The sequence below is a fragment of the Saccharomonospora piscinae genome, from assembly GCF_005862235.1.
Lineage (GTDB): Bacteria > Actinomycetota > Actinomycetes > Mycobacteriales > Pseudonocardiaceae > Saccharomonospora > Saccharomonospora piscinae.
In genome coordinates this window covers 161,893-185,048 of the sequence record NZ_VCEK01000004.1, presented here as the reverse complement: position 1 = coordinate 185,048, position 23,156 = coordinate 161,893, and the positions used below count along the sequence as shown (strand labels likewise).

The following is a 23,156-nucleotide window of genomic DNA, read 5'->3' as shown; positions in this document are numbered from 1 at the left end:
TCCCCGGCATACTTTGCGACTGAGGACTCCGGCGTTGACGAACAAAAGGTGTGTGAGAAGGCGTGTGCGGCCTGCTTGGACTGGTCTGTGGCAGTGAACAAGACGCGGCGAACGCCAGGGACGCCGTGGGTCGAGCGCTGCGCTGCCAGCGGCATCGTGGTCCCGACGAGACCGACACCTGGGCCTCGGGCGAGATCGTCTACGGCTTCAACCGGCTGGCCATCATCGACCTCGAACACTCCCACCAGCCGCTGACGTGGGGTCCCGAGGACAACCCCACCCGCTACACCATCAACTTCAACGGTGAGATCTACAACTACCTCGAACTGCGCGAGGAGCTGGCGCGCGAGCACGGTGCGACCTTCACCACCGAGGGGGACACCGAGGCGATCGTCGCGGCCTATCACCACATGGGCCCCGCCGCCGTCGGCAGGCTGCGCGGCATGTTCGCGTTCCTGATCTGGGACTCGGAACGCGGCGTGCTGTTCGGCGCGCGCGACCCGTTCGGCATCAAGCCGCTGTTCTACTCGACCGGCCCGAACGGCGTGGCGTTCGCCAGCGAGAAGAAGAGCCTGCTGGAGCTGTCGGCCACGCTCGGAGTGGCCGAGGAGCTGGACCGCACGGCGTTGCAGCACTACCTGACGCTGCAGTACGTGCCGGAGCCCGAGTCACTGCACCAGGGCGTGCGCCGCATCGAGTCGGGCACGTCGTTCACCGTCGCGCCCGGCGGCGAGCTGAAGACCGAGCGGTACTTCTCCCCCGAGTTCCGCGCCGAGCCGGTGTCGGGCCCCGCGCAGGTGGCCGGTCTGCACGAGCGGATCGCGGAGGTGATGCGCGACTCCGTGGCCAAGCACATGCGCGCGGACGTGACGGTGGGCGCGTTCCTGTCCGGCGGCATCGACTCCACCGCCATCGCCGCGCTGGCCAAGGAGCACAACCCGAACCTGATCACCTTCACCACCGGGTTCGAGCGCGAGGGCTACTCCGAGGTGGACGTCGCGGCCGAGTCCGCCGCCGCGATCGGCGTCAAGCACGTGGTCCGCACCGTCTCCGCCGAGGAGATGATGGACACACTTCCGCTCATCGTGTGGTACCTGGACGACCCGGTGGCCGACCCGGCACTGGTCCCGCTGTGGTTCATCGCGCGCGAGGCCCGCAAGCACGTGAAGGTGGTGCTGTCGGGCGAGGGCTCGGACGAGTTGTTCGGCGGCTACACCATTTACCGCGAGCCGCTGTCGCTCGCTCCCTTCGAGAAGGTGCCGGGCGGGGTCCGCAAGCTCATCGGCAAGGCGTCGACGATGATCCCGGAGGGCACGCGGGGCAAGGACCTGCTGCGCCGGGGCGCGCTGTCGCTGGAGGAGCGCTACTACGGCAACGCCCGGCTGTTCCGCGACGACCAGCTCCGCCCGCTGCTGCGGACGTTCCGCGACGGCGTCGGGCACCGTGACGTCACCGAGCCGTGGTACCGGCTCTCCCAGGGCTGGGACCCGGTGGCGCGGATGCAGCACGTCGACCTCTTCACGTGGCTGCGGGGCGACATCCTCGTCAAGGCCGACAAGATGACGATGGCCAACTCGCTGGAGCTGCGGGTGCCGTTCCTGGACTCCGAGGTGTTCCGGGTCGCGTCGAGTGTGCCGCTCGACCAGAAGATCACGCGGGAGACCACCAAGTTCGCGCTGCGGCGGGCCCTCGACGGGATCGTGCCCGCGCACGTGCTGAACCGGCGCAAGCTCGGCTTCCCGGTGCCGATCCGGCACTGGCTGCGCACCGACATGTACGACTGGGCCCGCGGGATCATCACCGATTCGAAGACCGACGAGCTGCTCGACAAGCGCGCCGTGCTGGCCATGCTGGACGAGCACCGCGACGGCACCCTCGACCACAGCAGGAGGCTGTGGGCACTGCTCGTGTTCATGATCTGGCACGGCATCTTCATCGAGCACCGGATCAAGCCGGACGTGCCCGAGCCGCACTACCCGGTGAAGCTCTAGGTCAACACCGCGACGACGAGCGCGACGGTGGCCGCCGCCAGCAGAACGGCGGCCACCACGCAGGCCGGGCTCGCGGTGCGCTCGCCCCGCGAGCGTCGGCGCGCGCCGAGCGCATCCCAGCACACGTAGGCCAGCGGCGCCAGCGCGACCAGCAGGAACAGCAGGCCGAGCGCCGTGCGGCCCTCCCGCAGGAACCGGGCCGCGAGCAGGGCGCCGACGAACAGCGGCACTCCCAGCACGGCGCCCACGGCCGCTCCCGGCAGCACCGGGCCAGGCGTCAGAGCCGCACCAGCCAGGGCAGCCGCTCGGCGAGCCGCTCGCACAACGCGGGCCCCAGGGCGGTCCGCAGTCCGTCGCGGAGCTGATCGACGATCTGGCGGGACAGTTCCGGGTTCCCGTTCGCGAGTTCGCGCGGATTGGGCAGGTCGAGGGGCAGTGGTGGGCCGTACGGCACCTTCGGGCTCTGCCGGTGGAACTGGTCCGGCAAGGCCACGTCGCGGAGTGGGTCGAGGTCGTAGCGGTGGTCCCCGCCCAGGTATCCGGCCCAGCCGTTGGCGAAGGCCAGCGCGTTGGTGAACGGGTTGGCCGAGGTGCAGATGCCGTCGTTCTGGTTGCACACCTGCCGCACGATCACGTCGCCGTAGTCCGGCCGGGGGCCCTCCAGTGTCAGGCCGGCGGCGAACGTGGGGATGGTGGTCGCCACACCGCCCGCACCGCCGTCGCCGCTGCCGTTGGGCCCCGCCGACGGATCGCCGGGCCTGCGGGGGTCGCCGTAGAGCACGCCCCGCAGCCGCTCGGGGGCGACGGCGCCGTCGGTGGCCAGCGCCTCCAGTGCGTTGCCCGCGACGAGCGCGCCGAGTGAGTATCCCGTCACCAGGATGTCGGAGTCCGCGCAGCGCGCGTGGACGTCGCGCACGGCGGCGTCGAGCGTCGCCATCCCCTCGGCCACGGACTCGTCCATCGACCGGGTGTGACCGGGAAACGGGGCCATCTCGGCCGGGTAGACGATCTTCTCGGCCTCGACGGCCTCCGGGAGCGCGGCGTTGACGGTGTCCCACACCAGTCCCTGCCCGTCGCCCGCTCCGCCGACCTCGAACAGCATCGTGGCCGGGCAGTCCGGCACGGGCGCGGCACCAGCGCCCGGTGCTCCGGCCACCGCGCCGAGGCCCGCGAGCAGGACGGCGGTGAGCGCGGTCAGCGCGCGTGTGGTGACGGTTCGCATGAACGTCCTCCCCAGGCCCGGTCGAGTGCGGCTGAGGCTAGACCGGAGCGATGAAATGCCGATGAACCCGCGCGTCAGGAGCGTTCTCGCTCCCGGTACACCCGGCTGAGGTGGTCGTGCAGTGTGGCGTGCCGGAACTGGTGGACGGCACCGGCCTGGCGCAGCACGCCCCGCCGGTAGGCGTCGTCGAGGAACGCGAACAGCCCCCACGGCAGCCGACCGGTCAGGGGCAGCCAGAACCGCGCGAAGATCAGCCACTGCCCCCAGGCCGTCAGGCAGAGCGCGTAGCCGAGGCCCCCGCCGACGGTGCCTACCACGCCCCAGAGCAGTGCGTGCTCGAACCGGTAGTTCAAGGTGCCGAGCGGGCCTTCCAACAGGGCCACCGCGGCTCCGCCTCCCAGCGCCACGGCCAGTCCGAACACCGGCGCCACGAGTCCGACCAGACCGAGCACCGTGCCGCGGTTGGTGCGCAGGAGTTCCCCCGGCCTGGCCGCGGAGGTGAGGTCGAGCGGACTCTCCAGCGTCGCGGCCAGTCCGAAGGCCAGCCCCGCCGCGGGGGCGAACGCGACGGCCATCACCACGGCGTTGATCAGCCCGGCCAGCAGCGACTCGCGGCTGCCCGACCCGACCCACGTGATGACGCCCCAGATCACCCCGGAACCGAGCCCGAACGCGAGCCCGGCGAGCAGGCCGAGCCGGACTCGCGCCAGCACTGTCGCGATGTCGCGTGCGGGCGCCCCCCGAATGCGCACGCGCGCACGGTGGGGCGCGAGGTTCGCCCGGCCGAACACGACCGCCAGGCCGTGGATCACCGCGAAGGTCAGTCCGGCGGCCAGCATGACGTGGACCGCGTCCTGGAACTCGGCGCCGAAGAACAGTGCCGGGGTGTAGGCCGAGCCGAGATAGAGGACGCCCATGATGCCCGACAACACCCACTCCACCAGCCCCACGCCGACACCGGTCACGACTCCCATCACGAACATGCGCGACGACGTTCCGAGGCTGTCGGCGAGCTGCCACCAGGCGAGGTCCCGCCTGCCGAGCCGGTCGAGGTGGTGCGCGAGGTAGCCCAGCCAGTACGGCACCCGGCGGCCGTCCCAGCGCCGCCGCCGCGCCTGTTCTGGCCGGTCGCGGTACACGGTGGGCAGGTAGCTGTCGAACAGGTGCGCTTCGAGGGTCGCCGCGTCGGGAAAGCGTGTGCTGTCCAGCAGCTCCGCCGGGTCGCGGCCGGGACCGTCGCTGTAGACGGTGCGGGCGAGCCCCACCATCAGTGGCGTTCTCAGCACGGCAGCGAGGGTGGCCGCGGCGTGATCCGGCGGCGACTCGCGCAGGCGCCCCAGCACGGGCTCCCAGACGGTGCCGCCGTCGGCGGCCTTACGTGCGGTGCGGGGCAGGTAGTTCGCCACGTCGGCCACGTCGAGGTCCCGCAGCTCGATCACGGCGGCGGAGGTGAGCACGTCGGTACCGGCCACGGCGTCGGCGTACTCGGCGGGCCTGCTGGTCAGCAGCAGTGGCAGCGGGCTGGCGTTGAGTTCGCGCAGGGCGGTCCGGCGCAGGCCCTGCCCGATCTCGTCGAACCCGTCGAGCACGGGCACCACGAGATCGGCCTCGACCAGTGCGCCGGCCAGCGTGCTCCCACCGTGTCTTCCGGCGAGGCCCGGGAAGTCCCGGAGCAGCTGCTCGGTGAGCCAGTCCCGCAGCGCCTGGGCCGTCGGGTCCCACGAGCTCATCCCGACCACGACCGGCACCGGGTCGCCGGGTTCCCGGGCCGCCAGCAGATCGAGCGCGAGGCGCAGGGTGAGGATGGTCTTGCCCGACCCTTCGCGGCCGAGCACCACGAGCCTGCCCGACGGCAGGCCCCGGTAGACCGGTGCCACGTCCGCGAGCCCACCGTGCAGCACCACGGGCGGTGCCGTTTCGCCGGGCGGGACGCGGTGGACGTTGGCCGAGTGGTCGCTGAGATCCTCTGCCGCCGACTCCCACCGCACCGGCAGGGGGAACGGGTCCTGCACCTGGCGCTGCTCCTCCTCGCGACGCCAGCGGCTGCCCACCGCTGCCGCGAGCTCGCTCAGCGCCTCGGCCAGCGCGGTGGGCGGTGCGGGGCGTGGTCGGTGTGGCGTGGTGGTGGGAGCACCCCGCTCCGGGGCGGGCTCCGCCGGAACCGGGGGTGCCTCAGAGGGCTCCGCAGCGGGGGCTTCGGTGCCCAGCGCGGCGGCCAGGAGCGCGTCGCGACCGGCGGCGGGCAGCCCGAGCGCGTCGGCGAGCAGCCGGACGGTGTTCGTGCGCGGTGCCGCCCGCTCCCCCGTCTCCAGCCTGCGGATCGTGCGCACACCGACGCCCGAACGTTCCGACAACTGTTCCTGGGTCAGCCCGGCCTCGCGCCGCCGCGACCGGAGCTGGGCACCGAAGTTGCTGGACAAGGCGACCTTTCGTTCCGCGTAGCCGGAGGAGAACGAAGAGTAGCGCGTCACCGGCCACCAATGGCCGGTCACTGGCCTGTTCCTCCGCCCGGCGCGGACCCACCCTCGGTGACACGTGCCGCACCGTCCGGCACGGCAGGCCGGTGACGCAGGGAGACCGCTATGTCGCTCAGTTTCGCAAGCCCGACGCCGTCAGCATCGCCCGCGCGGCGTTCCCTCTCGGCGAGGCAGCTCGCGGTGCTGCGTGCCGTGGGGCGCGGGCTCGACGATCAGGAGATCGCCTCGGCGCTCGGTCTCTCCGGCGACACCGTCACCCGGCATGTGCGGGCAGTTCTCGACGTGCTCGGGCTGCGGGACCGGTGTGCCGCCATCGTGTACGCCTTCGACCACGGGATCGTGACGCCACGCCACCGGGCCGCCCTCGCCCGCGACACGGTGTCATCGCGCCCCGCTGAGGTCACGGGGCCCCGCCTCGAACTCGGGCTGCTCGGCCCGCTGCACGCGCGGTCGGGCTCGGTCACACTCGATCTCGGCCCGCTGCGGCAGCAGGCGGTGCTGGCCGCGCTGGCGTCCCGCTGCGACCACACCGTCAGCAGCGCAACGCTGCTCGCCGACGTCTGGGGCACGGAACCACCGCTCGGCAACGTCGTGCCGGTCTACGTCTACCGGCTGCGCCGTGGCCTGCGCTGCGGGAACGGGGCGGCGGAGTCGGTGATCGCGCGGGATCGCTGCGGCTACCGCCTGCTCGGAGCGGATGTCCGGCTGGACACCACGCGGCTCGACGCGGTGGTGGCCGAGGCCGGCGCCGCGCTGCGCGCCGGTGATCTGGCGACCGCGGTGGCCGAGTACTCCCGTGCGCTGGGACTGTTCCGCGGTGAGCCGCTGGCCGGGCTGCCCGGTCCGTTCGCGGAGCTGGAGCGCTTGCGGCTCACCGAACGCCGCAGTGCGCTGTCGCAGCGCAAGGCGGAACTCCAGCTGAGCCTGGGCAGGCAGGCCGAGGCGGTCGACGAACTCCAGTCCTCGGCGGCGTTGTTCCCGCACAGCGAGCCGGTGGTCACCCTGCTGATGCGGGCGCTGCACGAGCAGGGCAGAAGCGCCGACGCGCTCGCGGCGTTCACCCGCCTGCGCCGCGCGCTGGCGACGGACCTCGGTGTCGAGCCCGGGGCCGCGGCCCGGCGGATACACCGGGCGATCCTGCGCGACCGTGCCCGTCCAGCAGACCCCGTACGGTGCGGCGTCCTATGAACGGCGGGCTCACCGCGTGCCCGCGAACGCCGTACCCCCGGTGGCGGGCACGATGGCGTGCCACCGGTGGAAGACGTTGTCCGGGTCGTACTCGGCCTTGACCTCGGCGAGCCTGCGGTAGTTGCGCTCACCGTATCCGGCGACGATCCGGTCCTGCCCCTCGTCGCCGATGAAGTTGAGGTAGGTATCCCCCGTTCCCCAGGGCCGGACGGCGGCGCACAGCTCGCGCGACCACGCGCGCACCCTGGCGTCGTCGGCGGGATCGGCGTAGACGCCGAAGGGGTGGACCGCCCACGCGGCGCCACGGTCGAAGCCCGGCCACTCCTGGCCGCGTGCCACGGCTCCGCCCCACGGGAAGAGCCACTGCTGCGACGCCGACGGCACCGGCATGTCCCTCGCGTGGTCACAGAAGCGCCGCAGCGCCTCGTCCGGCAGCGAGGTCAGGTTCTCGTCCGACCAGTAGTTGCGCTGGCCGGGCGGGTCGTCGAGCATGTGCTGGAACTCCGCGTAGGGCAGGCCGGTGACCAGTTGCCCGCGTGGCTCGGCGGCGAACAGGGGCGCGGCGAACTCCCGCAACTCGGTCTCCGGCCCGGCATAGGTGAGCAGTGCCATGCAACAGAGCCTGCCCACCAGCGCGTCCGGCACGAAATCCTCGGGCGGCCCGGTCAGAAACACCAGCCCGCCGCCCACGGTGTCCGGTGCGCCGGTCAGCAGGGCCCGGTAACGCTGGGCGATCTCCAGGCCGTCCTCGGCGGGCCACAGCAGCATGGCGATGGCGAACTCCGGCAGGGGATGCACCGCGAAGGTCAGCTCGGTCGCCACCCCGAAATTGCCCCCGCCTCCGTGCAGCGCCCAGAACAGCTCGGAACGGTTCCGCTCGTCGGTGTGGACGTGGCGGCCGTCGGCTGTGATCAGTTCCGCGGCGACGAGGTTGTCGCAGGCGAGGCCGAACCGGCGTTCCAGCCAGCCGGACCCGCCGCCGAGGGTGAGCCCGGCCACGCCGGTGGTGGACACCCGCCCACCGGTCGTGGCGAGGTGGTCGGGCTGGGTCGCCCGGTCGAAATCGCCCCAGTTCGCGCCCCCGGCCGCCACGGCGAGACCACGCTCGCGATCCACGCTCACCCGGTTCAGCGGGCGCAGGTCGAGTACCAGCCCACCGTCGGCCAGACTGGCGCCCGACACGCTGTGCCCGCCGCCGCGGACCGCGACCTCAAGGCCGGTCTCCCGGGCGAAGGCCAGCGCCTCCGTGACATCGCCAGGACTCGTACACCGCGCGATGGCCTGGGGCCGCGCGGTGACCATGGAGTTGAACACCGCGCGGGTGTCCTCGTACCCGGCATCGGCCGGAGTGACGACGGGACCGCTCAGGCGGTCGCGCAGCGGCGCCACGGCGGCGGGTTCGAGCGGATGCGACATCGTGCCTCCTCGCCCCTGATCCGGGGCAAAGTCGCGCGGCACGGGCCCGCCGTTACGCTCGCCGGCCCCCCGGCTGGGTGAGCGCGGCCCTGATCTCGGCCTCGGCCCCGGCCCCGTACGCCGCGCGCAGACGGCCGAACGCGACCTCCGGGTCGAACGTCCACTCCTGAGTGCCCACGGTCTCCAGCACACCGACCGCGACGAGGCAGCCGAACTGCGCCGACCGTTCGAGTGACAGGCCGCGGTGCCGCGCCGCGAGGAACCCGGCGCGGAAGGCGTCACCCACCCCGGTCGGGTCCGTGGTCTCGCGGGCGGGTACGGCGGCCACCCGCAGCGCGAGACCGTCGCGATCCACGATCTCGACGCCGTCGGCACCGTGCGTGGTGATCCGCAGGCCCACGCGGGCCAGGACGTCGTCCTCGCTCCACCCGGTCTTGCGCAGCAGCAGGTCCCACTCGTAGTCGTTGCTGAACAGGTAGGCCGCACCTGCCACGAACGCGCGGGTCTGGGCGCCGTCCATGCTGGCGAGCTGCTGCGACGGGTCGGCGGCGAAACGGTAGCCGCGCGAGCGGCACTCCGCCGCGTGCCGCAGCATCGCGTCGGGGTCGTCCGGGCTGATCATCACGAGCCCCAGCCCGCCAACCCGGTCCGCCACCGGCGCCAGTTCGATCTCCCGCGCCTGGCTCATCGCCCCCGCGTAGAAGGTGGCGATCTGGCACAGGTCGTCGTCGGTGGTACACACGAACCGGGCGGTGTGCGCGACCTCGGAGAGATGGACTCCAGCGGTGTCGACGCCGTGGCGGCGCAGCCACGAGTCGTAGTCGGCGAAGTCGGGGCCCGCCGCACCCACGAGCACGGGATCAGCTCCGAGCACGCCGAGGCCGAAAGCGATGTTGGCGCCCACCCCACCCCTGCGAACCACCAGGTCGTCGGCGAGGAAGCTCAGCGAGACCCGGTGCAGTTGATCCGCGACGAACTGGTCGGCGAACCGGCCGGGGAAGTGCATGAGGTGGTCGGTGGCGATGCTGCCGCAGACCGCGATGCGGGAGGCGGGAGAGTTCACGACGCTCGATTGTGCCGCACGCCACACCACACCGCTCCCAGAGTCGTCCGGCACCGGCCGGAACGCCCCTGGGAGCGGAGAGGATCAGTTGACTACCGGTGTGGCCCGGCTCAGTGGAACGAGTCACCGCAGGCGCACGAGCCGCCCGCGTTGGGGTTGTCGATGGTGAAGCCCTGCTTCTCGATGCTGTCGACGAAGTCGATCTGCGCGCCCTCGACATACGGTGCGCTCATCCGGTCCACGGCCACCTGCAGGCCGCCGAAGTCCCGGAACAGGTCGCCGTCCAGGGTGCGCTCGTCGAAGAAGAGCTGGTAGCGCAGACCGGCGCAGCCGCCGGGCTGCACGGCGATGCGCAGGTGCATGTCGTCCCGGCCCTCCTGGTCGAGCAGAGCCTTCGCCTTGGAGGCCGCGGCGTCGGTCAGGATGACGCCGTGGGTGGCCTCGCCGGCGTCGGCGGAGGTGTTGCCGGTCTGCTCAGCGGTCGTCATGACTCTCCCTCACGGTCTTGGTTCAGGCGGGTACCGGCTCCAACACACCGGACACCCGTTCTGTTCCCACAGTCCATGGTGACACATTTTCCGCCCGGATGAACATGCGGAGTGTGCGCTGCAATACCCTGGTGAAGTGAGGTTCCTGCGTCGTTCCAGCACCGAAGAGGCCGACGTCACCGAGGTCGGTGGCGACAGTGGCGGCACTGACGTCGACACCGACTCGGCGTCGTCGCCCCACAAGGGCTACACCCCGGGCAAGGGCCGCCCCACGCCGCGGCGGCGGGAGGCCGAGGGCAGGCGGCGCGGCCCGGTCGCGCCTCCGCCCCGGACGACCAGGGAGGCCATCCGGCGCAGCCGGGAGCTGCGGAAGAAGAACCCCGTGAGCAAGAACGAGCGCCGCGCCGCCGCGCGCGAACGCCGGGAACGCATGCTCGCGGGTGACGAGCGTTACCTCCTGCCGAGGGACCGGGGGCCGGTCAAGGCGTACGTGCGCGACCTGGTCGACTCACGGCGCAACGTCCTCGGCCTGTTCATGCCGCTGGCCATCCTCGTGTTCATCACCCTGCTGATCCCGGTCGTGGCGGTGCAGCAGTACGCGACGCTGCTCACCACGGTGATGCTGCTCGGCATGATCGTGGAGGGCTTCCTCAACGGCAGGCGTATCGCCAAGCAGGTGCGGCTGAAGTTCCCCAAGGAGAACGTGCGCGGCGCCTCGATCGGCTGGTACTCCTTCGTCCGGGCCAGCCAGCTCCGCAAGCTCCGCGTCCCCAAGCCGCGGGTGAAGCCGGGCGAGAAGATCGACTAGGTGGTGCCGCTCAGCGGAAGCTGAACCGGACGTCGGCGGTGGCCGAGCCGGGGCAGACGAAGCCGCCGCCCACGTTGCCGACCCTGACCCCGCGCGCGACGTAGGTGCGCGAGCCGCCCTGGCGCCCCGCCGTCAGCCGGGGTGTCGCGTAGGTGCAGGTGACGCCCATCGCCGTCACGCTCACCCGCACGTTCCGGACCGTCGCCCTGCCCGAGCCGTCGTGGAAGAGGAAACGGGGGCTACGGTCGAGCCGCACCCTGGCACCGCCGCTGCAGCGGATCGTGCGGTTCACGCTGGCCGCGTCGAGGGTGAGAGCCGAGGGCGGGCGTCCGCTCGTGCGCGCACCGCCGAACCGGCACGTCTCCCCCGCCGCGGTGAGGGAACCGTCGGCGCCACCGGGCCGTTCGGGAGCCGCCGAGGCGACGCCGAGCCCGCCCGCGAGCGCGGACGCGGTGAGAACCGTGGCGGTGAGCGCGGCACGCAGCCGAGTCATGTGAACCTCCTGACGTAGAACACACCGCCACCGTTCGGGCACTGTGCGTGATATATTTGCAGCGGAGCGTAGACCGGCCCCGGCCACCGCGCCGGTCGCGCTCATCGAACGGGTGGCAAGTCGTTAGCTTTGCGAAATGAATCGTGGTTAGGCTGACGGGCATGAAGTTTCGCCGTCTCGGCCGCAGTGGCCTCTCCGTCAGTGAGATCTCGTACGGAAACTGGCTGACCCACGGGTCCCAGGTGGAGGAGGAGCAGGCCCACGCCTGCATCAGAGCCGCGCTCGACGCGGGCGTGACGACATTCGACACGGCCGATGTCTACGCGAACACCGCGGCGGAATCGGTGCTCGGCCGGGGGCTCGCGGGGCAGCGCAGGGAAAGCCTGGAGATCTTCACCAAGGTCTTCTGGCCCACCGGGCCGGGCGGCCCGAACGACAAGGGCCTCGGGCGCAAACACATCATGGAGTCCGCGCACGCCTCGCTGGACCGGCTCGGCACCGACTACCTCGACCTCTACCAGGCCCACCGCTTCGACCACACCGTGCCACTCGAGGAGACCATGACGGCGTTCGCCGACCTGGTCCGGCAGGGCAAGGTGCTCTACATCGGAGTGTCGGAGTGGAACGCCGAGCAGATCGCCCGTGGCGCCGCTCTCGCGCGCGAGCTGCGTATCCCGTTCGTCTCGAACCAGCCGCAGTACAACATGCTCTGGCGCGTCATCGAGGAGCAGGTCGTGCCGGCCTGCGAGCGGGAGGGCCTCAGCCAGATCGTGTGGTCGCCCATCGCGCAGGGCGTGCTCACCGGCAAGTACCGGCCGGGACAGCCGCCGCCCGCCGGGTCCAGGGCCGCCGACGAGACGGGCGCGCGGATGGTCGAGCGGTCGTCGTTCTTCCGCGATCCCGTGCTGGAGGCCGTGGAGTCGCTGCGACCGCTCGCCGAGCAGGCGGGACTGAGCCTGTCCCAGCTCGCGGTGGCGTGGGTGCTGCAGAACGACAACGTGGCCTCCGCCATTATCGGCGCCTCCCGTCCCGAGCAGGTGCAGGAGAACGTCAAGGCCGCCGGGGTGACGCTCGAGGCGGACCTGCTGCGAGCCATCGACGACGCGCTGGACGGTGTCGTGACCCGCGACCCGGGTTTGACCAGGAGCCCGGTCCTCTGAGTGCCGCCTCGCCCCGGGGCGCCGCTCACTCCCCCGGGGCGAGGACGCGCTCCGCCAGCGCCAGGTCGTGCGGGTAGGTGACCTTGATGTTGCGTTCCTCGCCCGCCACCCAGCGCACCGGCAGCCCGCCGAAGCGCTCCATGCAGGAGGCCGTGTCGGTGCCCACGAACCCTTCGGCCTCCGCGCGCTCGTAGGCGGCCAGTACGGCGGCGGCGCGGAAGCCCTGGGGAGTCTGTGCCCGCACCAGGGTGTCGTCGCCCACCGCCGTCACCGACTGCCCACCCTGACCGGCCAGCGCCACGAGGTCGTCGTCGCGCAGAGCGGGCAGCGCACCCCCGTGCTCCCGCGCGACGCGGAGTACCTCCGCGATCAGCCCGGTGCCGACGAGGGGGCGGGCGCCGTCGTGAAGCAGCACGACGTCGATCGCGCCCGACTCGATGCGCCCACGCAGGTGCCGCAGCGCCGCGAGCTCGGACCGCTGCCGGGTCGATCCACCGTGGACGACCTCGACCTCGATGTCGCCGTCGAAGTCCTCGCGCAACACCCGCCGCACGAGGTCGTCGTCGTCCGGCCGGGTCACCAGCACCAGCGTGTCGAGTCCGGCCACCCGCGCGAACGCCCGGAGCGACCACGACACGACCGCGCGTCCCGCCAGCGGGAGGTACACCTTGTTGGTCGCGGCACCCACACGCGTGCCCGCACCGCTGGCCAGCACCACACCCGCCGCCCCCGGAACCCGTTCCGCCATCCCGCGATCCTAGAACTCCCGCCGGGGCTCGGTGCCCGCGCGGCACCGGTGGCACCCGGCGCGCTCGGTACGGTGAGCGGGTGCCTATCGAGTTCGCCGAGATCACCCAGCCCGACGACACGCCCCGCAGCACCACCCGGCCCCGGTTCGGCGCGCTCGACGCGCTCGGGGACTGGCTCGCCGCCCGCCAGGGAGCCACTCACGCCACCCCGCCGCGCCGCGCCCGGATCGTCGTCTTCGCCGCCGACCACGGCATCGCGGCGCGCGGCGTCTCCGCGCGCACACCGGGACAGACCCCGGCGCTGGCCGCGGCACTCGAGCAGGGAGGCACGCCCCTCGGTGTGCTGGCGGACGTGAGCGGCACCGCGATCCGGGTGGTCGACGTCGGCATCGACAGTGCCGAGGCCGCCGAGGCCGGCGAGTTCACGGTCCGGCGCGGCTCGGGGGCGATCGACACCGAGGACGCGCTCACCGGCGACGAGGCCGAGCGGGCCGTGCGGGCGGGTGCGCGAGTCGCCGACGACGAGGTGGACTCGGGCGCCGACCTGCTCGTGCCCGCCGAACTGGGTGTCGGTGCCACCACCCCCGCCTCGGTGCTGGTGGCCGCGCTGACGGGCACCGAGCCCGTCGCCGTCGTCGGCCGTGGCTCCGGCATCGACGACCACGCCTGGATGCGCAAGACCCGCGCGGTGCGCGACGCGCTGCGGCGGGCGCGGCCCGTGCTCACCGACCCGATGGACCTGCTGCGAACCGTGGGCGGGGCCGATGTCGCCGCGCTCGCCGGGTTCCTCGCGCAGGCCGCCGTGCGCCGCACCCCCGTCCTGCTCGACGGCCTCGTCGTGTGTGCCGCCGCGCTGCTGGCCGAGGAACTCGCCCCGGGTGCGCGGTCCTGGTGGGCCGCGGCCCACCTCACGACCGAGCCCGCCCACGCGCTGGCGCTGGAACACCTCGATCTGGAACCCGTCCTCGATCTCGGTTTCGCCGAAGGCTCCGGCACCGGCGCGGCGGCCCTGCTGCCGCTGCTGACGATGGCGGCGCGGCTCGCGGAGTAGCGGAAGGGGCGGCGCCCGGACCGGCGGACGCCGCCCTCGCCGTCGCACTCAGCGCACGGTGTGCATCCAGCCGTGCGGGTCGGGCCGGGTGCCTTCCTGCAGCCCGGTCAGCTCGGCGCGCAACCGCATGGTCACCTCACCCGGCTCGCCGTCGGCGACGCGGAACTCACCACCGGGGTGCTTGACGCGGCCCACCGGGGTGATCACCGCGGCGGTGCCGCACGCGAAGACCTCGGTCAGCTCGCCCGACGCCGCCGCGCTCTCCCACTCGTCGGTGGTGATCTTGCGCTCGTCGACCCGGTAGCCGAAGTCCGACGCCACCCGCAGCAGCGAGTCCCGGGTGATCCCGGGCAGCAGTGCCCCGCTCAGCTCGGGCGTGACCACCCTGGCGTCCGCACCCGAACCGAACACGAAGAACAGGTTCATCCCGCCCATCTCCTCGACGTAGCGGTGTTCGGCGGCGTCGAGCCACACCACCTGGTCACAGCCCTGCTCCACGGCCTGCGCCTGGGCCACGAACGAGGCGGCGTAGTTGCCGGCGCACTTGGCCTCGCCGGTACCGCCCGGTGCCGCCCGCGTGTAGTCGGTGGACAGCCAGACACTCACCGGCTTGACCCCGCCCGCGAAGTAGGAGCCCGCGGGCGAGGCGAGCAGCGTGTAGAGGTAGCTGCGCGACGGGTGGTTCACCCCGAGCCCGACGTCGGTGGCGATCAGGAACGGCCGCAGGTAGAGCGAGTCTCCCTGCCGGGTGGGAACCCACCGCTCGTCCACGGCGAGCAGTTCGCGGATCGAGCCGAGGAACAACTCGTCGGGCAGTTCCGGCATCGCCATCCGGCGGGCCGAGCGGCGGAAGCGGGCCGCGTTGGCGTCGGGGCGGAACGCCTTCACGGTCCCGTCGGGCTGCCGGTACGCCTTCAACCCCTCGAAGATGGCCTGGCCGTAGTGGAGCACGGCGGTGGCCGGGTCCAGCGTGACCGGTTCGTACGGCCGCAGTTCCGCGTCGTGCCACCCGCGCTCCGCCGTCCACGTCACCGTGACCATGTGGTCGGTGAAGTGGACTCCGAATCCCGGCTTCGCCAGTACCTCGGCTACCCGCTCCGCCGAGGCGGGAGTGGGGCTGTGGCGGCTGGTGAACGGGATCGTCGTAGTCATGGCCGCCAGCATATCCGGCCCGATGCGCGAAACCAGAGCCTCACGGGCCGCTCGTGCGTCTAGGATGACGCGGGTGACCTCCCAGCAGTCCCAGTACCAGCCCGTGTACAACCGCGTCTCCGCCGGAGGGGCCTCGGACGCGAAGGCGTTCGCGACCGCCGTCCTGCTGACGTTCACGTCCGGCATGCTGGCGTTGATCGGTTACGTCATGGTGGGCGTCTTCGGCGTCATCCTCGCGATCATTGGCATCGCGTTCGGGTTGATGTGGTGGAAGGAGCAGCACAAGAGCATGCTGCCGCGCGACGTCCCCGGAAAGTCGCTGGCCGGACTCGCGGTGGCCGGTGCGGTGTTGTTCGGGCTCGCCGCGCTGATGGCCTGAGCCCGGGAGCCGGGTCTCACCGCGCGACCCGCTGCCCGACCGCGTGGGCCGAGTCGGCCAGCGCCACCGCACCGGCGAGCAGCAGCACCGGTTGCGGGCCCAGCACCGCTGCCGCGACGCCCGCGGCGCCCGCGGCGGCGAGCGCGGACGCGCTCCAGCCGGGACGGCCACTCGCCCGCCGCAACCGTCCCGCACACCGCACGGCCGAGGCGGTACCCGCGAGCGCGGCGACGGCCACGAGCATCGGGGTCAGTGCCGTCGCGTCGGCGGCGGCCAGCACGTCGCGCAACGACGCCGCCGACAGGCCCAGCCGGACGGGACCGACCTGGTACAGCGCGGCGCCCGCCACCGTCACCGCCGCCGCGACGCCCACGATCAGGCGCCACCCGCGCAGCTCCGCCACCAGGGGCAGGTACACCAGCACGGCGACGACCAGTCCCGGAGGCGGGAGCGCGCCGGTCCCGGCATCGGCCACATCACCGGCGGGCGCGATCGCCACGCAGACCGCGACGAACGCGACCGCCGCCAGCCCCAGCAGCACCGCGTACCAGCGGGGAATCCGGTCGCCGACGCGCGCGCCCGCCGCGTCGGCGGCCACCGCCACGGCGACGACCACCAACGCGACCACGGCGAAGACCGGCCCCGCCGCACCCGTCGAGGCCGAACCCGGCACGAGGTAGGTGGCGGCGACCACCGCCGACACCGCCAGCAGCGCCCACTGGGTTGCCCCGGCCAGCGCCGCGCCCACCCTGCCCCGCTCGGTGAGCGGCCCGCGCCACACCACCCACGCGAGTGCGCCCGCCAGCACCGGGGCCGCCAGCGACCACCAGCCCGCGGCCGAGGCGGCGACGGCGAGCACCACGAACAGTCCGGCTCCCAGCGACATCCCGCCGACCTACCTCCACGCTCACAGCGACTCCGCCAATAGCATGGCGGGACAGGTCCGGGGGAGACCGAGGACCCCGGTGGGCTCACCCGCCCGCCGGAGCAGGACGCGATAACACAGAGGAGCCTGACGTGAGCGTGCCGAAGCTGTCCCTGTCCGACAACTCCGAGGCGGCGCTGGCCAAGACCCGCGCCGAGGTCGTGATCGTGGGTACCGTGCAGGGCCCCGACGGGCCGGAGCTGGCGGACGGCGCCGAGGCCGTGGACGCGGCCTTCGACGGAACGCTCGCCGAGGTGCTCACCACCCTCGGCGCGACCGGCAAGGCCGAGGAGACGGTCCGGGTGCCCAGCCTGGGCCGGCTGTCCGCCGGAGTGGTGCTCGCGGTGGGACTCGGCAAACCCGACGATCTCACCCCCGAGCGGGTGCGCCGTGCTGCGGGCGCCACGGGCCGGGCGCTGTCGGGCCGCAAGCGCGTCCTGACGACCCTGTCCGCACTCGACCTCCAGGCCGCCGTGGAGGGCACGGTGCTGGGCTCCTACGGCTTCACGGCCTACAAGTCGGAGCCGGGTGACACGCCACCGGCCGCACTGGAGGTCGCCGCGCCCGCCGAGGGCACCACGCGCGCCCACAAGGCGACGCTGAAGGCCGCCGGCGCCATCGCCGAGGCCGTCATCGTGGCCCGTGACCTGGTCAACACTCCCCCGAACGATCTCTTCCCCGCCTCGTTCGCCGACCGGGCCAGGGAACTGGCCGGCGCCGAGGGGCTCGACGTCGAGGTCCTCGACGAGAAGGCACTCAAGCGCAAGGGTTTCGGTGGCATCCTCGGCGTGGGGGGCGGCTCGTCCCGCCAGCCCCGGCTGCTGCGCGTGGCCTACCGGGGGGCGAAGGCGAAGAAGAGCGTGGCGCTGGTCGGCAAGGGCATCACGTTCGACACCGGCGGGATCTCCCTCAAGCCCGCTGCGGGCATGGACGACATGACCTCCGACATGGCGGGCGCGGCGGCCGTGCTCGCCTCGGTGGTGCTGGCCGCGAAGCTCAAGTACCCGCTTGAGGTCGTGGCGCACATCCCGCTGGCCGAGAACATGCCGTCCGCCACGGCGTACCGGCCCGGCGACGTGCTGCGGATGTACGGCGGCAGGACGGTCGAGGTGCTCAACACCGACGCCGAGGGCCGTCTCGTGCTGGCCGACGCGCTCACGCGCGCCTGCGAGGAGCAGCCGGACTACGTCATCGAGACTTCCACGCTGACCGGTGCGCAGAAGGTGGCGCTGGGCGACCGCACGCCGGGGATCATGGGCTCCGACGAGTTCCGCGACCGTGTCGCCGCGATCGCCCAGGCCACGGGTGAGAACGGCTGGCCGATGCCGCTGCCGGAGGAACTGCGTTCCGAACTGGACTCGAAGCTGGCCGATCTCGCCAACGTCACCGGTCAGCGGTGGGGCGGCATGCTCGCGGCCGGCATCTTCCTGCGGGAGTTCGTGGCCGAGAACGTGCCGTGGGCGCACCTCGACGTGGCGGGCCCGGCGTACAACTCGGGCGGCCCGTGGGGCTACACCGGCAAGGGCGGCACGGGCGTGCCGGTACGCACCATCGCCGCGGTGCTCGCCGACATCGCCGACAACGGCTGAGCACGGGTCGCGGAAAACCCGTGGAGCCGGTCCTCCCGCCGTGGCCGGACGAGCCCCGGCTCGGTCCCGCCGAACCCGCCGACGCGGTCGAGGCCGCCGTCCGCACGGTGCTGACAGCGGCCGAGCCCGACACGCACACCGTGGACGCCGAGGTCTCGCACGCGGCGCTGCTGCTGTGCTGTTCCGGTGCTCCGGCGGCGGGTGACCGGCTCGTCCGCCGGTGGTGGCGGCTCACCGGCGGGCCGGTGGACCGGCTGGTGAGCGACGCCACGACGGCGAGGGCATGGGCCGCGGTGCTGTCGGCCCGGTCGGCGCGGGGTTCCGTGCCGGACTGGGCCGACGGCCTGACCCCGCGCGATCCCGCCACCGAGAGAGTCGCGCAGCGTCGCCATCTGAACACGCTGCGCGACGGTGGCGGTGCGCGTGCGCACCTCGCGGATCTCGCCCTGCACGCCTGGGACCTCGCTGACGCGGGCGATGCCGAGGGAGCCCGCGCCGCGCTGCGGGAGTGGGGTGAGCGGGCGCGGCAGCTACCGAAACCGCCGGTCGCGGCGCTCGCGGGCTGCGATTCGGTCGCGGCGCTGCTCGTGGCCGAGCCCGGAAACGCGCTCACGATGCCGCAGGGCTGGGCCGACGGTCTCGCCGACGCCCTCGTGGCGGCACTGGACGCCCGGGACGCCGCCCGCGAGCCCTCGGGGCGGGAGGACGCCTCGTGGCCGGAACTGGTGGCCGCCGTCCTGCGCCTGCGCGGGACCGCGGACGCCGCACCACCACCGGCGAGTCACACCGCGCTCGACGACGCGGAACGCAGGCTCGGCACGGCGTTGCCCGGCTCCTACCGGAGATTCCTGCTGACCTGTGACGGCCTGCCCGCCGACGTGGTGTTTCCCCGGCTGCTCGGCGCGGCGGAGCTGACAGTCCGCGCGGGCCTGGTCGTGATCTCCGAGCCCGCCGTGCTGACGCTGCGGTGCCCGGGAGGCGAGGTGCTGGAGGACGATCCGGTGTTCGGTGTCACGTGTCACACCGGCATCCACGCACTACTCACCGAGCACCGGCGGCTCCTCGACGCGGCCGGCTGAGTCAGGCAGTCAGGCAGTCAGGCAGTCAGGCACTGTCCTGCTCCCGCTGCGCCTTCTTGCGCAGCACCCGTTGACGCTCGGTGTACTCCCGCATCCGCCGGGGGTAACCCGTCTTGGCGACCTCGTAGACGGGGATGGACCGTTTGCGGCCGAACTGCTGCGCGGCGTCGAGGCTGCCGATACGGCGCCGCGTCCACTCCCCGTCGTGCGCGACCAGCACCACCGTGGTTTCGGTGACGTTGGTGCGGGGCTCCACGAAGGCCTCGACACCACGGTGCGTGGCGGCCCACTGGTCCAGGTACGTGGTGTCGGCGGAACTCGCACCGCGCAACGTCCCGGGACGGTCCTTCTGCTTCTTGCCTCGCCGCCGACGCCTGCGCAAACCGTCGAACAGGCCCACCTCGACCACACTCCTTCCGACCTCGCACCATGCATTATCCCGATCACGCAATGCCCCCGACCGCGTCACACCCGCACTAGGTCGCACGCCGATCGGGCGAAGTGACAAGATGAGGTGGCATGAGCGCCGTGACGCGCCCGTGGACACGATCGGACACGACTGCCGTATCGAGACACTGACATCGCCTGCCGAGGAGTATGAGAAGTGACCGACGCTGAAGCCGACCTGGTAATCCTTGGTGGCGGATCCGGTGGTTACGCCGCGGCGTTCCGCGCCGCCGAACTGGGCCTATCCGTCACGCTCGTCGAGAAGGACAAGCTGGGCGGCACCTGCCTGCATCGGGGCTGCATCCCGACCAAGGCGCTGCTGCACGCCGCCGAGGTCGCCGACTCCGCGCGGGACGGTGAGCAGTTCGGCGTCAGGACCACGCTCGAGGGCGTCGACATGGACGGTGTCCACAAGTACAAGGACACGGTGGTCACGCGGCTGTACAAGGGGCTGCAGGGCCTGGCCAAGAGCCACAAGATCAACTACGTCGAGGGCACCGGCACGTTCGTCGGCGGCACCACCGTCGAGGTCGACGGCACGCGCCACACCGGCAAGAACCTCGTGCTGGCCACCGGCTCCTACTCGAAGACCCTGCCCGGTCTCGAACTCGGTGGCCGCATCCTCACCAGCGAGGACGCGCTGACCCTCGACTTCGTGCCGAAGAAGGCCGTCGTGCTGGGCGGCGGTGTGATCGGCGTCGAGTTCGCCAGTGTGTGGGCCTCGTTCGGCACCGAGGTCACCATCGTCGAGGCGCTGCCGAGGCTCGTGCCCGCCGAGGACGAGTTCGCCTCCAAGCAGCTGGAGCGCGCCTTCCGCCGCCGCAAGATCGGCTTCAAGACCGGCGTGAAGTTCACCGGCGCCAAGCAGGACGGCGACGGGGTCACCGTGTCGCTGGAATCGGGCGAGACGCTGGAGGCGGACGTCCTCCTCGTCGCCGTGGGCCGGGGTCCGAACACGGCGGGACACGGCTACGACGAGGCCGGGCTGAGCATGGACCGCGGCTTCGTGCCGACCGACGAGCGCCTGCGCACCAACCTGCCCGGCGTGTACGCCGTCGGCGACATCGTGCCGGGACCGCAGCTCGCCCACCGCGGCTTCCAGCAGGGCGTCTTCGTCGCCGAGGAGATCGCGGGCCTCGCGCCGCAGCCCATCGACGAGGCCGGCATCCCCAAGGTGACCTACTCGCACCCCGAGGTCGCGTCCGTGGGTCTCACCGAGGCGCAGGCCAAGGAGAAGTACGGTCCCGACATCACCACCTTCACCTACGACCTGGCCGGCAACGGCAAGAGCCAGATCCTCAAGACCTCCGGTGCGGTGAAGCTCATCAAGGCCCCCGACGGCCCCGTCGTCGGACTCCACCTGGTCGGCGACCGCGTCGGCGAGCTGATCGGCGAGGCTCAGCTCATCTACAACTGGGAGGCGTTCCCCGAGGACGTCGCCCCGCTGATCCACGCCCATCCCACCCAGACCGAGGCTCTCGGCGAAGCGCACCTCGCCCTCGCGGGCAAGCCGCTGCACGTACACGGCTGAGCTGACACAGCGACACCAGCCGGCACCGCCGACGCAGCAAACGGGACCACACCAGCACACACAAGGGAGTCAGCAAACGATGGCGTACTCCGTCACACTGCCGGAGCTCGGGGAGAGCGTCACGGAGGGCACCGTCACCCGGTGGTTGAAGCAGGAGGGTGACACGGTGGAGGTCGACGAGCCGTTGCTCGAGATCTCCACCGACAAGGTCGACACCGAGGTCCCCTCCCCGGTCGCCGGCACGGTGCGCAAGCTCGTGGCGCGTGAGGACGAGACCGTGGAGGTCGGCGCCGAACTCGCCGTGATCGACGACGGCTCCGGAGGTGGCGAGGCCGAGTCCGCGCCGCAGGCCGAGGCCGCCCAGCCCGCGCCGCAGGCCGAGGCGCCGCGCCAGGAGCAGGCGCAGCCGACGCCCGAGCCCGCCGCCCAGCAGGCCCAGCCCGCGGCACAGCAGGCACAACCGTCCTCCAACGAGTCCGGTACTCCCGTGACGCTGCCCGAGCTGGGTGAGAGCGTCACCGAGGGCACGGTCACCCGCTGGCTCAAGCAGGTCGGTGACACGGTGGAGGTCGACGAGCCACTGCTGGAGATCTCCACCGACAAGGTCGACACCGAGGTCCCCTCCCCGGTCGCCGGCACGGTGCTGGAGATCACGGCCAGCGAGGACGAGACCGTGGAGGTCGGTGCTCAGCTCGCCGTCGTGGGCTCCGCCGACGCCGCTCCCGCCCAGCAGGCTCCCGCCCAGCAAGCACCGCCGGCCCAGCCTGCCCCGCAGCCCGAGCCGGAACCGCAGGCGCCCAGCACCCCGGCGCCGCAGCCGCAGGCCCAGCCGCAGCAGCCACAGCAGCCCGCCCCTCCGGTACCGGCGGCGCAGCAGCAGGCACCTGCCCAGCAGCAGGCACCGGCCACGGAGCAGGCTGCCGAGCGGGACGGTGCGGGCTCGCCGTACGTCACTCCGCTGGTGCGCAAGCTCGCCGCCGAGCACGACATCGACCTGAACACGCTGTCGGGCAGCGGCGTGGGCGGACGCATCCGGAAGCAGGACGTGCTCGCCGCCGCCGAGGCCAAGCAGAAGCAGGCCCCGGCGCCAGCAGCACAGCCAGCACAGCCGGCACAGTCGGCGCCCGCTGAGTCCGCACCGCAGGCCACACAGCAGCCCGCACAGCGCGCGGCGGCACCGGAGCCGGTCTCCGACTCGGAGAAGGCGGCACTGCGCGGCACGGTGCAGAAGGCCAGCCGCATCCGGCAGATCACGGCCGTGAAGACGCGGGAGTCGTTGCAGGTCTCGGCGCAGCTGACGCAGGTCCACGAGGTGGACGTGACCAAGATCGCGCAGCTGCGGTCGCGCGCCAAGGCCGCGTTCCGCGAGCGCGAGGGCGTCAACCTGACGTTCCTGCCGTTCTTCGCCAAGGCCACGGTCGAGGCGCTGAAGCAGCACCCGAACGTCAACGCCTCCTACAACGAGGACACCAAGGAGATCACCTACCACGGCGCCGTCCACCTGGGCGTGGCCGTGGACACGGAGCGCGGCCTGCTCTCCGTGGTGATCCACGACGCCGGTGAGCTGAGCCTCGCGGGCCTGGCCCACCGGATCTCCGACCTCGCCACGCGGGCCCGGAACAACAAGGTGACGCCGGACGAGCTGACGGGCGGCACGTTCACGATCACGAACATCGGCAGCAACGGTGCCCTGTTCGACACGCCGATCATCGTGCAGCCGCAGTCGGGCATGCTCGGCACCGGCGCGGTCGTGAAGCGTCCGGTGGTGGCCGCCGACGCCGACGGCAACGACACCATCGCCGTCCGGTCGATGGCCTACCTCCCGCTGACCTACGACCACCGGCTCGTCGACGGTGCCGACGCGGGACGCTTTCTCACGACGATCAAGCAGCGTCTTGAGGAAGGCAACTTCGAGGACGAGCTGGGGCTCTGACCCGGTCGTCACGGT

Annotated in this window: 21 protein-coding genes; 10 read left to right on the top strand and 11 right to left on the bottom strand. The window is 72.4% G+C overall.

Going from position 1 to position 23,156, the window contains the following annotated elements:
- Positions 1-62 precede the first annotated feature (62 nt).
- On the top strand, positions 63-1,991 hold the full coding sequence (gene asnB / locus FFT09_RS17160; protein WP_138383326.1) for an asparagine synthase (glutamine-hydrolyzing): 1,929 nt from the start codon (positions 63-65) through the stop codon (positions 1,989-1,991).
- Here the strand turns inward: asnB and FFT09_RS17155 are convergent.
- The 3 genes from FFT09_RS17155 to FFT09_RS17145 form a co-directional block, all read right to left on the bottom strand.
- Positions 1,988-2,239, bottom strand: coding sequence for a hypothetical protein (locus FFT09_RS17155; protein WP_138383325.1), 252 nt, complete (start codon positions 2,237-2,239; stop codon positions 1,988-1,990). The genes asnB and FFT09_RS17155 overlap by 4 nt on opposite strands.
- A gap of 29 nt (positions 2,240-2,268) precedes the next feature.
- Complete coding sequence (locus FFT09_RS17150; RefSeq protein WP_138383324.1) at positions 2,269-3,213, bottom strand: PE-PPE domain-containing protein; 945 nt, start codon at positions 3,211-3,213, stop codon at positions 2,269-2,271.
- Between the two features lie 74 nt (positions 3,214-3,287).
- Complete coding sequence (locus tag FFT09_RS17145; RefSeq protein ID WP_244231400.1) at positions 3,288-5,684, bottom strand: helix-turn-helix domain-containing protein; 2,397 nt, start codon at positions 5,682-5,684, stop codon at positions 3,288-3,290.
- A 111-nt stretch (positions 5,685-5,795) separates the two neighbouring features.
- Between FFT09_RS17145 and FFT09_RS17140 the strand changes: the two genes are divergently transcribed.
- Positions 5,796-6,878, top strand: coding sequence for an AfsR/SARP family transcriptional regulator (locus FFT09_RS17140; RefSeq protein WP_138383323.1), 1,083 nt, complete (start codon positions 5,796-5,798; stop codon positions 6,876-6,878).
- Positions 6,879-6,887: 9 nt separating this feature from the next.
- Here the strand turns inward: FFT09_RS17140 and FFT09_RS17135 are convergent, their stop codons facing one another.
- The 3 genes from FFT09_RS17135 to FFT09_RS17125 all read right to left on the bottom strand — a co-directional run bounded on the left by FFT09_RS17135 (position 6,888) and on the right by FFT09_RS17125 (position 9,845).
- Positions 6,888-8,294: an FAD-binding oxidoreductase gene (locus FFT09_RS17135; protein ID WP_138383322.1), complete on the bottom strand. Its 1,407-nt coding sequence runs from the start codon at positions 8,292-8,294 to the stop codon at positions 6,888-6,890.
- Positions 8,295-8,346: 52 nt separating this feature from the next.
- Complete coding sequence (locus tag FFT09_RS17130) at positions 8,347-9,300, bottom strand: carbohydrate kinase family protein (protein ID WP_138383563.1); 954 nt, start codon at positions 9,298-9,300, stop codon at positions 8,347-8,349.
- 167 nt (positions 9,301-9,467) lie between these two features.
- Positions 9,468-9,845, bottom strand: coding sequence for a HesB/IscA family protein (locus FFT09_RS17125; RefSeq protein ID WP_024876101.1), 378 nt, complete (start codon positions 9,843-9,845; stop codon positions 9,468-9,470).
- A 136-nt stretch (positions 9,846-9,981) separates the two neighbouring features.
- Here FFT09_RS17125 and FFT09_RS17120 point away from each other — a divergent pair, with 136 nt between their 5' ends.
- Complete coding sequence (locus FFT09_RS17120) at positions 9,982-10,653, top strand: DUF3043 domain-containing protein (RefSeq protein WP_081194677.1); 672 nt, start codon at positions 9,982-9,984, stop codon at positions 10,651-10,653.
- A gap of 10 nt (positions 10,654-10,663) precedes the next feature.
- On the opposite strand, the gene FFT09_RS17115 is transcribed toward FFT09_RS17120, so the two are convergent.
- Positions 10,664-11,146 carry a hypothetical protein gene (locus tag FFT09_RS17115; protein ID WP_081194675.1) on the bottom strand — a complete coding sequence of 161 codons (483 nt, stop codon included), beginning with the start codon at positions 11,144-11,146 and terminating at the stop codon, positions 10,664-10,666.
- 161 nt (positions 11,147-11,307) lie between these two features.
- Here FFT09_RS17115 and FFT09_RS17110 point away from each other — a divergent pair, with 161 nt between their 5' ends.
- Complete coding sequence (locus FFT09_RS17110) at positions 11,308-12,306, top strand: aldo/keto reductase family protein (RefSeq protein WP_081194673.1); 999 nt, start codon at positions 11,308-11,310, stop codon at positions 12,304-12,306.
- Between the two features lie 25 nt (positions 12,307-12,331).
- On the opposite strand, the gene FFT09_RS17105 is transcribed toward FFT09_RS17110, so the two are convergent.
- A complete protein-coding gene (locus FFT09_RS17105) occupies positions 12,332-13,054 on the bottom strand; it encodes an IspD/TarI family cytidylyltransferase (protein ID WP_138383321.1) in 723 nt (240 codons plus the stop codon).
- Positions 13,055-13,134: 80 nt separating this feature from the next.
- Here FFT09_RS17105 and FFT09_RS17100 point away from each other — a divergent pair, with 80 nt between their 5' ends.
- Positions 13,135-14,106 carry a nicotinate-nucleotide--dimethylbenzimidazole phosphoribosyltransferase gene (locus FFT09_RS17100; protein ID WP_138383320.1) on the top strand — a complete coding sequence of 324 codons (972 nt, stop codon included), beginning with the start codon at positions 13,135-13,137 and terminating at the stop codon, positions 14,104-14,106.
- Between the two features lie 48 nt (positions 14,107-14,154).
- Here the strand turns inward: FFT09_RS17100 and FFT09_RS17095 are convergent, their stop codons facing one another.
- A complete protein-coding gene (locus FFT09_RS17095; RefSeq protein ID WP_081195402.1) occupies positions 14,155-15,258 on the bottom strand; it encodes a branched-chain amino acid aminotransferase in 1,104 nt (367 codons plus the stop codon).
- 64 nt (positions 15,259-15,322) lie between these two features.
- Between FFT09_RS17095 and FFT09_RS17090 the strand changes: the two genes are divergently transcribed.
- A complete protein-coding gene (locus tag FFT09_RS17090; protein ID WP_138383319.1) occupies positions 15,323-15,637 on the top strand; it encodes a hypothetical protein in 315 nt (104 codons plus the stop codon).
- 16 nt (positions 15,638-15,653) lie between these two features.
- Here FFT09_RS17090 and FFT09_RS17085 read toward each other — a convergent pair whose 3' ends face one another.
- Positions 15,654-16,523 (bottom strand): hypothetical protein, encoded by an 870-nt coding sequence (locus FFT09_RS17085; RefSeq protein ID WP_138383318.1) that lies wholly within the window; start codon positions 16,521-16,523, stop codon positions 15,654-15,656.
- Between the two features lie 131 nt (positions 16,524-16,654).
- On the opposite strand from FFT09_RS17085, the gene FFT09_RS17080 reads away from it, so the two are divergent.
- Together FFT09_RS17080 and FFT09_RS17075 are read left to right on the top strand one after the other, a co-directional pair.
- Positions 16,655-18,151, top strand: a complete 1,497-nt coding sequence (locus FFT09_RS17080; protein WP_138383317.1) for a leucyl aminopeptidase — start codon at positions 16,655-16,657, stop codon at positions 18,149-18,151.
- 20 nt (positions 18,152-18,171) lie between these two features.
- Positions 18,172-19,230, top strand: a complete 1,059-nt coding sequence (locus tag FFT09_RS17075) for an SMI1/KNR4 family protein (RefSeq protein ID WP_138383316.1) — start codon at positions 18,172-18,174, stop codon at positions 19,228-19,230.
- Positions 19,231-19,255: 25 nt separating this feature from the next.
- Here FFT09_RS17075 and FFT09_RS17070 read toward each other — a convergent pair whose 3' ends face one another.
- Positions 19,256-19,630, bottom strand: a complete 375-nt coding sequence (locus tag FFT09_RS17070) for a hypothetical protein (RefSeq protein WP_024876112.1) — start codon at positions 19,628-19,630, stop codon at positions 19,256-19,258.
- Positions 19,631-19,834: 204 nt separating this feature from the next.
- Between FFT09_RS17070 and lpdA the strand changes: the two genes are divergently transcribed.
- A complete protein-coding gene (gene lpdA, locus FFT09_RS17065) occupies positions 19,835-21,208 on the top strand; it encodes a dihydrolipoyl dehydrogenase (protein WP_024876113.1) in 1,374 nt (457 codons plus the stop codon).
- Between the two features lie 79 nt (positions 21,209-21,287).
- Complete coding sequence (sucB, locus tag FFT09_RS17060) at positions 21,288-23,141, top strand: 2-oxoglutarate dehydrogenase, E2 component, dihydrolipoamide succinyltransferase (RefSeq protein ID WP_138383315.1); 1,854 nt, start codon at positions 21,288-21,290, stop codon at positions 23,139-23,141.
- Positions 23,142-23,156 lie beyond the last annotated feature (15 nt).